Source organism: Ochrobactrum sp. SFR4 (genome assembly GCF_019730395.1).
Taxonomy (GTDB): Bacteria; Pseudomonadota; Alphaproteobacteria; order Rhizobiales; family Rhizobiaceae; genus Pseudochrobactrum.
The window spans coordinates 1-241 of record NZ_JAAPBB010001289.1; the positions used below are offsets into that span (position 1 = coordinate 1).

Sequence of the window (241 nt, forward strand, 5' to 3'; positions counted from 1 at the left end):
TGTCTGGCCGCATCTTCGATCGAAAGCCATTGCGGTTCCGGCTGCTTACCAGCCACGATCACGTTGATACGGTCCCAGGTGTTAAGGCAATGGTCGGCCACCCATAGAAGCGTGTTGGCATCCGGCGGAAGGTAGATTCGCACCACGTCAGCCTTCTTGTTGGCAACCAGATCTACGAACCCCGGATCCTGGTGGGAGAAGCCGTTATGGTCCTGTCGCCATACATGTGAGGTCAGCAGGT

At 56.8% G+C, this 241-nt stretch carries 1 protein-coding gene; it reads right to left on the reverse strand.

The window, feature by feature from the left end:
* Positions 1 to 241: hypothetical protein (locus HBA93_RS23175; protein WP_221724794.1), on the reverse strand; the 241-nt coding region annotated here is incomplete at both ends.